This window comes from Paracoccus sp. (in: a-proteobacteria) (assembly GCF_046462195.1).
Classification (GTDB): Bacteria; Pseudomonadota; Alphaproteobacteria; order Rhodobacterales; family Rhodobacteraceae; genus Paracoccus.
Map to the genome: position 1 here is coordinate 1 of NZ_JBKGUN010000036.1, position 10,432 is coordinate 10,432.

Consider the following 10,432-nt stretch of genomic DNA (forward strand, 5'->3'; position numbering starts at 1 on the left):
CTGCTCTTTTGCTAGCCGCAGCCCCGCCGCAAGGCAAGACCTTTGTCGCATCCTGCCAAAAAGAGACGCTTTTGGACGATTGTGACAATCCGTGCTGTCAAAAGACGCTTCTTGCTGCAGGCAGTGGCAGTCAATGCTTGGGGCTCATGTTGCCGGCAAAGGGGTCTGGCCGGAGCAAGAGGGGCATCGTCAGCGGCGCGGAAAGACCAGCACCCGGTCGCGCCGCAGCATCAGCCACATCGCCGTGCCGGGCGGTGGCAGGAAAACCCCCGGCACCGTCGCGTTCAGAACAATGGCGTCCTCGTCCGTCTGGAATTCGACCAGCGACTCGCGCCCCAGATAGCGGGCGCGGATGACCCGGGCCCGCGCCGCCGTACCGTTTTCGGGTGTAGGGGCCGGGCCTTGCCCCGCGCGGTCGAAATCGATCTTCAGATGCTGGGGACGGATGACGATGTCCACACCTGTTCCGTCGGGGAGACCGGGTGTCAGGAACTGTCCAAAGGGCGTGTCCGTCAGCGCGCCCTGCACCCGTCCTGCCAGAACGTTGATGTCACTGAAGAAGCCTGCCGCCTCCCGGTCCACGGGCGCGTTGTAGAGGTTGTAGGGCGCGCCCTGCTGCATGATCCGGCCATGCCGCATCAACAGGATCTGGTCGGCCATGCGCATCGCTTCGTGCGGCTCGTGCGTGACCAGCAGGACGGCCGTGCCTTCTTCCTTCAGCAGGGCCAGCGTTTCGTCGCGGATTCCGTCGCGCAGACGTTCGTCCAGCCCGCTGAAGGGTTCATCCATCAGCAGGACCCGGGGGCGGGGCGCCAGCGCGCGGGCCAAGGCAACGCGCTGCTGCTCGCCCCCCGACAACTCGTGCGGATAGCTGTCGATGTGGCGCGACATCCGCACCCGTTCCAGCAGTTCGCCGACACGGGCGCGATTGGCCCTGAACCCCCCCGAAAGGCCAAAGGCCACGTTCTCACGCACCGGCAGATGGGGAAACAACGCAAAGTCCTGAAACATCAGTCCGATCGCGCGGTGCTCGGGCGGAACGCGCGTGGTGGCATCGCAGATCAGCGTGCCGTCGACAAGGATGCGTCCGCTGTCCTGCAGGTCCACGCCCGCGATGATCCGCAGCGTCGTGGACTTGCCGCAGCCGGAGGGACCCAGCAGGCAGGTCACCTGTCCCGCCTCGACCTGGAAGCTGACATCGTCGACCACGGGCGCGCCATCGAAGGCGCGTGTCAGGTTCTGAACGTCCAGACGGGGCGGGGTCGTCACGGTTCTGGCCAAGCCTCCGGTTGCGGGTGGGGCCTGCCCTAGCAGGGGCAGGCCCCACCCGCAACGGCTTCAGATCGTGACGTTCAGCGCTCCTCCGTCCAGCAGGACGTTCTGGCCGACGATGAAGCGGGCTTGCTGGCTGCACAGGAAGGCGCAAGTCGCACCGAAATCACCGGCCGCTCCATAGGTGCCGGTGGGGATGGTGGCCTGCCGTTCGGCCCGTGCCTGGTCCAGGCTGATGTTCCTGGCCTTGGCCACGCCGCTGTCCAATCCGTCGGCACGGTCGGTCGCATGGATGCCCGGCAGCAGGTTGTTCACGCAAACGCCCCGGCCCGCCACCTGCCGGGACATGCCGGCGACAAAACCCGTCAGGCCGGTCCGGGCCGTGTTCGACAGCCCCAGAACCGGGATGGGCGAACGAACCGATTGCGACGTGATGTTCACCACCCGGCCCCAGCCGCGATCCATCATACCGGGCACCAGCGCCTGCATCAGCGCCACGGCCGACAGCATGTTGGCGTCGATGGCGCGGATGAAGTCCTCGCGGCTCCAGTCCTGCCAGTCACCGGGAGGCGGGCCGCCCGCGTTGGTCACCAAGATATCCGCCTGTCCCACAGCCTCCAGCACCTGTGTGCGGCCTTCGTCGGTGGTGATGTCCGCGGCAACGGGGGTGACCTCTACCCCATGGCGGTCGGCAATCTCGTGCGCGGTGCGGATGATCTCGGCCTCGGTGCGGCTGTTGATCACCAGGTTCACGCCTGCCTCGGCCAATGCTTCGGCACAGCCGCGTCCCAGCCCCTTCGAGGCCGCACAAACAAGCCCCCGTTTCCCCCTGATGCCCAGATCCATCGCGTTCTCCTGTCGGTTTCGGAGGCAAGAGAACGCGGAACCGGCACCCTTTGTCAAACGTGATGGCGGCCGGCTGCGGCAAGGGATTGGCCTTTTGCCTGCCAGGCTGCTTTTCTGGCGAATGCAGGACTGGTCCTGATGCACGGGTGCACTCGACCCACGAGAACAAGGACGAGCAAATGATGATTTATCTAAGACTCCGCCGAAGGCCATGTCCAAGGGGAATACCAAGCAGGTTCTGATGAGTCGGCCAGCCGGGCGAGGCGCTGGGCTGGTCGTCATGTGTGTTCGCCAGCTTCAAGAACTTTGCAGTTTCGATGGACCTGGTCTGGAGCGATGTGCCCTGTGGGGCAAGGTCCCCTCGAGGTCGAGCGACAGGCCATGTGTCCAGACCCCGCGATCTGCGAGCGCGCCCGTGGCGCGGCGGTTCGATGAGATCCGCCTGGTCAGAGGGACAGCGCCTTCCAGAATGCTGTAAGATCTTGAAGACGATCGGCTGTCATGCTGGTGCCTTTCGTCAGTTTGAGGATCGTCCGCGCTCTTGCCCAGCCGCACGCAGGGTTGCGGCACCAGTTGCGATGATCTGCAGCCACAGCATCGCCGCGACTGCCTCGACAGCCGGCTGCATTGCCAGAGCATGGTCATAGGCCGAGAAACCTAGGGCAACCGAGGCGGCCATTTCGACCTGATACATCATCTGGATGGCGCCGGCCCCGGCGGAGGTCCTCGGCAGCCCCGAGATGCCAAGCTGCATCACCGACGTGATCGTGAGGCCCATGGGCAGGCCCGCTTTCCAGCATCGCCTTGCACAGGGGCGGCAAGGGATCTGCCCTTATCTGTGGCGGCAACGCGCGGATCAGAATGAAGCTGGTGCACAGCAGCCAGATGCCATCCAAGTTGGCGGATGCAGCGCAACGCTCCAACAATCCTCGATCCAAGCGCAGCGCCGGCCGCCGACCGATCCTGTCGGAAGCTGCTGAGGCGACACTCCTGAGGCCGAGCATTATCGGGTCTGCATTGATCATGTCCGCAATGGTCTGAGCGTGTCCGAACGCCGCACCTGTGGTGATCCGCCCAATGACCCAGTGCTTTGGGATATCGCCCAGCGGCCCCGGACACCATCAATCCGGTGCGCCGTCATGCACTGCCTTTCGAAGCGGACAGCTCTGCTGGGGCGGACCACCCTTCTTTGGCATTCCTTCTTCCGCACCGACTGCAGGCGCAGAAAGATCGTGCAGCTCCTTGCCAACAGTCAAAGTTTCTTACGCAGGGTGACAGCATGAGCGGAGCGGACGCTTGAGCAACCTGCAGCCATATCCGCTTTACAGTCGGGGGATCGATCAGAGCGTTCGCTTGCCCTGCAACCGGCGGTGTAATCGAGATGCAATGCCGCGGCAGCATCTTCAAGTAGGCGCAACACTTGGCGTGCAGGTTTCGGCGAAGCGCGTCGGTTTCTTTCGCCGACTGCCCCGCTCGAGGGCATTGCGGACCGTGCCGTAGATCAATGAGGTCAGCGTCAGGTTGGATTGCCCGGCATCGGCAAGCGCAACGTCGGGCGCACTGGAAAGCATGGCTGTTCTTGCCGCATCGGCGCGTACGGCGAAGGCGCGCCGCAGCGCATTGTTGTCAAGCTCGACAACCGAGCGGTAGAAGGCGCGCACCACCTTGGCCCCCTCGGTCTTGGCCTGCCAATAGCTGTCGATTAGCGCTTCCACCATCTGCGCGATTGGCGCCCCATGCCGTGTCGCGCAGGTTGCTCCGATCTGCGCCGCAAGCGCATTCAGTTAGCGCGCGTTCAATGTATAGATCAACGTCTGCTTGTTCAGAGAATACTGATACATCGTGCCGACCGACACGCCCTTTCATGTAGGGAGGCCTAGGGTCGAAAGGCGGCCGTGCGCTGGGGACTGCCTTTTCCGCCGAGGTATATCAACATACGTTACATATCCTAAGATCAACTTACATACGCTGTGTATGTTAAGTTATGCGCAGCGTATGCTGTTGGAGGCAAGATGTTAGAAGAACACGTGCAGAGATGATGAAGGAAACGCAGCGCAAGCTGCTGGTGTCGGCGCGTAAGGCCTGTGGTCGAAACGGCTTCTCGGCCACCTCGATGAACGATCTTACGGCTGCGGCAGGCCTGACGCGCGGGGCGCTCTATCATAGTTTCGGGGACAAGAAGAGGCTCTTTGCGGCAGTGTCGATCAGATCAACGCCGAAAATGGCTGAACGGGCACGTGCCGTCGGTACCGACGCCGGGACCCTGTGGGACGGTCTGTTGGCCGAAGGCAGCGCCTATATGAAGATGGCATTGGACCCCGAGGTGCAGCGCATCGTCCTGCTCGACGGTTCTGCGGTGCTGGGTAATTCCGCTCGATGGCTCAGCCAGAACCGCTGTCTCGACGCAATGCTGGCCACGGGGCTTTTGGCAGATCGGGCGCCACGGGAGGATCACAAGACCAAAGATTGGTGAGGTGATCTTTGGCTGTGTTCCAGTGGCTTCGCAGACAAAGGCGCCCGACTGACGCTCTTGGTCTTCGCAGTCTTGGTTGTCGCTTCGCCCCCAAATGGGGCTGGCTAATCCTCTCATCACTCACGCTCTTCTCCTCTTGTACGAATGCCAAGAGATTGGAGATAGTCTTCTCGGGACGCTGGACAGAGGAGTATGCAATAAGCGGGATAGATTTACAGCCTTTTAATCCGCAGCAGCCCGATCGATGGATCGATGGGACAAAGCGCAGACGCGGCCTGTCGCTGCCGGTCAGACCCTTGGATAGCGCTGCAGAGCAGCTTCCTTAGAGCAGCCTGCCAAACGCGGCACAGGGTCGTTTATCGGTCTCCTCCTGGCCGATACCCTGCCGGAGCCGGACGTTCTGCTGAGGGCCAGTCATGCCTGGGCGAAAGACCTGAAGATTGCGCATTCTATGGCTTTGCCATTTGTCAGCAGAACCTAATGTCAGGGATTTATCCTCAATTCACCCAAGCTCCTGTGAAGGGCAGTCTTCCCTCCAAGGCCAGACTTCCTCCATGTGGGTCTGAAATGGTGACCTGCGTAAAAAATGGCCCCATTCCCTTTGGCAACCGCCAAACGGCATCTGTCCTATTGTCAACTCTTCATCCAATGCGGTTTGCGAAGAGTCCTAGCCAAGAGCGAGCAAGTTGTCTTTTATGATCGCGCCCGTATCATACGGCTTTCAGCACAATTTTGTTCGGATATAAAAAGCGCATGTTGACGTGTGGGACGGCCCACGGCATCGCGTTGCGGTATAATGGCTGGATCAGAGAGCAGACATGGACAACTTCCTTCCGTTGAAGGATCTGAAAATTTACCTCATCAACCTCGATCGTGGGCGCGAGCGGCTGGCTCGAATGCAGGTCAAGTGTGCCGCTGCCGGTCTGGAATTCGAACGTGTGGCTGCCGTCGATGGGTCGATGCTGACCTTTCCAAATCCTGAATTCAGTGAAAGCGGCTACAAGTACCTGCATGGGCGCAGGGTGATCCCGGCAGAAGTCGGGTGCTATCTGAGCCATGTCGAATGTGCGCGCAGACTTCTGGCCAGCGATGCGGAGCACGCGCTCATTCTGGAAGACGACGTCGCGTTTCCGGCCGACTTTAAAGAGCTTCTCATCAGCACGATGGACTGCCGCTCGGACTGGGACATTCTTCGGCTGAGCACGATGAATACCGGCCCCAAGTTTAGTTATCGACGGTTACCAGGTGGGCGCAGTCTTGCCATTGCCCTTACCCGCGAAAAAGGCGCGGGCGCCTATATCATCAACCGCAAGGCAGCACTCTGGATCACGCGCAAGCTGATGCCGATGCGCCTGTCATACGACATCGCTTTCGATCTCGAGTATCTGGATGGCCTGCGGTCGGTGTTTGTCGACCCGGTACCGGTCAGCCAGCGAGATGAAGGATCATCGCAGATCCAGAACAACATCAGGGCTTATAAATACCCCAAAACACGATACCTGACGGTCTTGCCATATCGCACTTGGCTCGAAGTCACGCGCTTGACCCTGCGAGCGGCCTGCTACTTGCGGCTCTCCATTCATCATCAACCGGGCCGCACCTTCCTGAGGGTCGTTCCGGTGGTTGCGGCGGTCTTGTTGGGGATCGACGAGATATTCGATCACATATGAACCGGCGGCTGCACGAGGCCGCCATATCGTTCATCATGCAGGCGACGACAGGGTACCGCAGCGCGAAACGGCAGGGGATTTGATTTCTGCCTCGGATATGGTTAACCGGACTTTACAATTTGGCGGGTTCCTGCTGAAGAAGCGAGCGGCTTCTTTCGTCTGGCCACCGGTTCGTGAAAGATGGACATCCAGTAAAAGCGGTGCTGCGCCGAGTCGCGATCCGCCACAAAGCAGGAGCAGAGTTTCGAGGTGTCAGATCGATACGCCCGGACCCGACATGAGCCCATGCCGGGAACGGTGGCCGCGTTCCAGGTGCGCGGCCGCTTCCTGACTGCGCTGGCGCTTCGCATCGACACCGATAGCGCGGGAGAGGCGCTTTATGCGCAACTGGACGAGCAGTTGCGAAAAACGCCGCAGTTCTTTTCGGGGGCGCCCGTGGTGCTGGATTTCGTCAGTACTTCCGTCTTTGGCAACCCTGAGCGACTTCGAGAACTGGTGGACAACCTGCGCAAGCGCGAGTTGCGGGTCTTCGGCGTGGAGAATGCCGCCAGTATCGATCCGGCGCTGCTGCAGGCACTGGGCCTGATTCCGGTGACCGGGGGGCGGGATGCGCCGCTGCCCCGTGAAAACAGCAGCCCCGCCCGAACCGTCGAAGCGCCGCGCCCCGTCGAGAACAAGGTCATACGTTCACCCGTTCGGTCGGGACAGATGGTCGTGGCCGAACGCGGCGATCTGACGGTCATCGGCTCGGTCGCCTCGGGGGCCGAACTGATCGCTGCGGGAAACATCCATGTTTACGGCCCCCTGCGCGGCCGCGCCATGGCCGGTTGTCATGGCGACGAGACCGCGCATATCTTCTGCCAAAGCCTGAACGCCGAATTGGTCGCAATCGCAGGCCTTTATCAGACGAGCGAAACGCTCGAGGACGCAGCCCGCCAACGCTGCACGCACATATATCTGGAGGATGAAAAACTTCGCATGGAGGTGATCGCATGACGACAGAACCCAAGAACAATCCGCCCCTCGGGCGGGTCATCGTGATCACCTCGGGAAAGGGGGGCGTCGGCAAGACGACCTCGTCGGCGGCGATCTCGGCCGCGTTGGCCAAGCAGGGCTTCCGGACGGTCGTGATCGATTTCGACGTGGGTCTGCGCAACCTGGACATGACCATGGGCTGCGAACGCCGGGTGGTCTTTGACTTCATCAACGTCATCCAGGGCGATGCACGGCTCAAGCAGGCGCTGATCAAGGACAAGCGTCTTGACACCCTGTCGATCCTGCCCACCTCGCAAACCCGCGACAAGGATGCACTGACCAAGGAGGGCGTGGAAAAGGTCCTGACCGAACTTAAGGCCGAGTTCGACTATATCGTCTGCGACAGCCCGGCCGGAATCGAGCATGGCGCGCAGATGGCCATGCATTTCGCCGATGAGGCGGTGGTCGTCACCAACCCGGAAGTGTCCTCGGTGCGCGACAGCGACCGTGTGCTGGGCCTGCTCAGCAGCCAGACCAAGCGGGCCGAGACCGAGGGTGCCGAGCCCATCAAGGCCCAGGTCCTGATCACGCGCTATGATCAGGAGCGCGTGGACAAAGGCGAGATGATGACGGTCGATGACGTTCTCGAGATCCTGGCAGTGCCGCTGCTGGGTGTCGTGCCCGAGAGCAAGGCCATCCTGAAGGCGTCCAACGTCGGAACGCCTGTGGTGCTGGACGGACCTTCGGCCGCGGCCCAGGCCTACGAGGACGCAGTCTCCCGCCTGACCGGTACGCAGGTCGAGATGCGCATTGTCGGCGAGCGTCGCCCCGGCCTGTTCCAGCGACTGTTCGGACGTGCGTCATGAGCCTGTTCGGTTTCGTTCGCAAGCAGCGCCCGACCCAGACCGCGCAGACGGCAAAGGACCGTCTGCAGATCCTTCTTGCACATGAACGCAGCAGCAGCGGCGCCGCCGAGGCGGATTACCTGCCGATGTTGCAGCGCGACATCGTTGCGGCGATCCGGAAGCACGTTCCGATCGGGGAGACGGATGTCGAGGTCCGCATGGAGCGCGGCGACCAGATGTCGAGCCTGGAGATCAACATCGAACTGCCTGGGGCGCCTTCGAAAGCCGGCTAATGACATCAGGCGCAGGTCCCGGCGCGATCCGGGCCCTCATTTCCTAGCAGTTTCGACTCAGCGTCGGCCAGTCAAGCACGTCCGCCGTTGGCTCCAGAGTTGCGCAGCAGATTTCGGAAAGCATCTTGTTGCTTCGAAGATGACATGGCCACGAGATCGATTCGTACGCACTCGATGTTCAAGATCTGGCCTTCACTTCGCCGCAGCCGAGGTTGCGCCAGTCGCTTTTGCAAGTTCCTTTTGAACTTGCGAAGCTTCGAAGCGCGCATTGGAAAAGCACTTCTCTCGTTTTTCTAGGACTTCACTCCCGACACGACACTCACTCTTACATGTCCGCCCAGTGCCATGATCATGTGCAGGCTGTTCGTGCGAGAGCATTTGGGCTCGGCTGCTATTTGTACGATGATGGGCTCTGTTCTGCGGTCAGGACTGATTGAATGGATTGGGGCTACGTGGTTCATGTGTCCGGCTTGGCGGGGTGTTGATCAGAACCCTCCCTCGGCCGCCAGAAGTGGGGAGTGAGCGGCTGCGGTTGTTCAACGAACACCAGTTCTCTGGATTGTTGTGCCGCTGATCCGTGTGGCGGAAAATGCCATTCCACTGCCGCCCGTTGCAGCACGCCGGATTGTTCACGGTCGCTCCTTTGGATGAGTGCGGTCCGCATCTCGCGCTCTGGCCTCCTGCACAGAGGAAATTTATCGGGTCACCAGCAACATTTCAGTGCGCAACAGACTCGAAAGCTGGCAGCCTCATGATTGGCAGCAGGGTCATCCCGTGAATGTTGTTCCAAGGATCCAATGTCATTCCTTGTTGCTCACAGTTCATTGCATCGGAAAAAACTATGAGGGCCAGTTTTCAACTGGCACCAAGGGGAGGCCGGGCAATGGCGTCAAGAAAGGCGCGTAGGCTCATTCACCCAGCACCAGCTTGGCCGCGATTGCCCACATGACAACTGCAATAACCGCCTCCAGGATACGCCACGATGTCGGCTTGGCAAAGATCGGGCGCAGCCATGCCGATCCATAGCCAAGCGAGAAAAAGAACAGGAATGATCCTGTCACCGCGCCCGCGGCAAATGATCCCGTCCTCTCGGCAAAGCGGGTCGAAATCGTGCCCAGCAACACCACTGTATCGAGATAGACGTGAGGATTCAGCCAAGTGATTGCCAAGCAGGCGAGCAGGGTATTGAAAAGGCCGTTCGCTTGTCGCGCGGTGCCGATGACCAGTGCATCGCTGGAATGCAGGGCTGCTCTCATGCTCTTTGCTCCGTACCAGATCAGAAATGCCGCACCGGCAAAGCGCATGGTTGGCGCGAGCCACGGAAGCCACCGTGCGATTTGCCCGAAGCTCGTGACTCCCAGCAGGATCAGGATCGCATCGGAAACAGCGCAGGTCAGACAGACGGCCAGAACATGTTCGCCCCTCAACCCCTGACGCAGGACAAAGGCATTCTGCGCCCCGATCGCCATGATCAGGCTGAGGCCGGTCAGCATGCCGGTCAGAAAGATGGAAAGGCTCATGAGGGTGACTCACTCATCAAGAAGTTCTTGATGTAACGGGCCAGCGCAAATCAGACAAACTCAAGCTGCTAATGCTCGATCAGGAACGCTTGACATGCTGCGTCCTGCCGAGGCGATGATCGTATAGACTGGCAGCTTCGAGAGGCCGCCCGCGTTGAACATCACTGCATCAGCCAGCTCGCAACACGTGCGGAGTTTGGAAGAGTGTTTAGCAATTGTTCTGATCCAACCCGGCCAGCTTTGCTCCGCAACCGAGGCAGGATTCTTGCTGTGTCGCCACATGGAACACCTATATGCGTCTGATAGAGGAAAGGGGTCAAGCATAGCTGTTGGCAAGGCGGTCTGAAGGACTGAACCTTATGCTATGACCAGTGCGGACGCCGCACGCAAAGGTCAGCCACCTCAAGGGGACGGCATCTTTTCAACATATTGCCGCCCTATGTATCAGATGTTTGCTTGCTGGCGTCGTGCAACCGGTGCTCCATGATCTTCTGCCGGTTTTGTGGACACGAAGACAAGATCGTGGCCCATGATCTGG

The 10,432-nt window shown here is 60.6% G+C and carries 10 protein-coding genes; 5 read left to right on the plus strand and 5 right to left on the minus strand.

Translation table 11 applies throughout. The features are described 5' to 3' along the window. Positions 1-189 precede the first annotated feature (189 nt). The 4 genes from ACLHHB_RS02475 to ACLHHB_RS02490 form a co-directional block, all read right to left on the minus strand. Positions 190-1,269, minus strand: a complete 1,080-nt coding sequence (locus ACLHHB_RS02475) for an ABC transporter ATP-binding protein (protein WP_410216699.1) — start codon at positions 1,267-1,269, stop codon at positions 190-192. A 69-nt stretch (positions 1,270-1,338) separates the two neighbouring features. Continuing rightward, positions 1,339-2,118 carry an SDR family oxidoreductase gene (locus ACLHHB_RS02480; protein ID WP_410216700.1) on the minus strand — a complete coding sequence of 260 codons (780 nt, stop codon included), beginning with the start codon at positions 2,116-2,118 and terminating at the stop codon, positions 1,339-1,341. A 517-nt stretch (positions 2,119-2,635) separates the two neighbouring features. Continuing rightward, positions 2,636-2,896 carry an MFS transporter permease gene (locus tag ACLHHB_RS02485; protein WP_410216701.1) on the minus strand — a complete coding sequence of 87 codons (261 nt, stop codon included), beginning with the start codon at positions 2,894-2,896 and terminating at the stop codon, positions 2,636-2,638. 625 nt (positions 2,897-3,521) lie between these two features. Further along, positions 3,522-3,836, minus strand: a complete 315-nt coding sequence (locus ACLHHB_RS02490; RefSeq protein ID WP_410216702.1) for a hypothetical protein — start codon at positions 3,834-3,836, stop codon at positions 3,522-3,524. 320 nt (positions 3,837-4,156) lie between these two features. Between ACLHHB_RS02490 and ACLHHB_RS02495 the strand changes: the two genes are divergently transcribed. From ACLHHB_RS02495 to minE, 5 genes are all read left to right on the plus strand, one after another. Beyond that, positions 4,157-4,591, plus strand: a complete 435-nt coding sequence (locus tag ACLHHB_RS02495) for a TetR/AcrR family transcriptional regulator (protein WP_410216703.1) — start codon at positions 4,157-4,159, stop codon at positions 4,589-4,591. Positions 4,592-5,409: 818 nt separating this feature from the next. After that, entirely contained in the window at positions 5,410-6,261 is an 852-nt protein-coding gene (locus tag ACLHHB_RS02500) for a glycosyltransferase family 25 protein (protein ID WP_410216704.1), read from the plus strand. A 285-nt stretch (positions 6,262-6,546) separates the two neighbouring features. Next, the gene (minC, locus tag ACLHHB_RS02505) at positions 6,547-7,257 is read left to right on the plus strand and encodes a septum site-determining protein MinC (RefSeq protein WP_410216705.1); all 711 of its coding nucleotides are present in this window, start codon (positions 6,547-6,549) and stop codon (positions 7,255-7,257) included. After that, complete coding sequence (gene minD / locus ACLHHB_RS02510) at positions 7,254-8,102, plus strand: septum site-determining protein MinD (protein ID WP_410216706.1); 849 nt, start codon at positions 7,254-7,256, stop codon at positions 8,100-8,102. The genes minC and minD overlap by 4 nt, the downstream gene beginning before the upstream one ends. Continuing rightward, complete coding sequence (gene minE / locus ACLHHB_RS02515; RefSeq protein WP_410216707.1) at positions 8,099-8,374, plus strand: cell division topological specificity factor MinE; 276 nt, start codon at positions 8,099-8,101, stop codon at positions 8,372-8,374. Before minD ends, minE begins: the two co-directional genes overlap by 4 nt. A gap of 908 nt (positions 8,375-9,282) precedes the next feature. Here the strand turns inward: minE and ACLHHB_RS02520 are convergent. Beyond that, complete coding sequence (locus ACLHHB_RS02520; RefSeq protein WP_410216708.1) at positions 9,283-9,894, minus strand: LysE/ArgO family amino acid transporter; 612 nt, start codon at positions 9,892-9,894, stop codon at positions 9,283-9,285. Between the last annotated feature and the right edge of the window lie 538 nt (positions 9,895-10,432).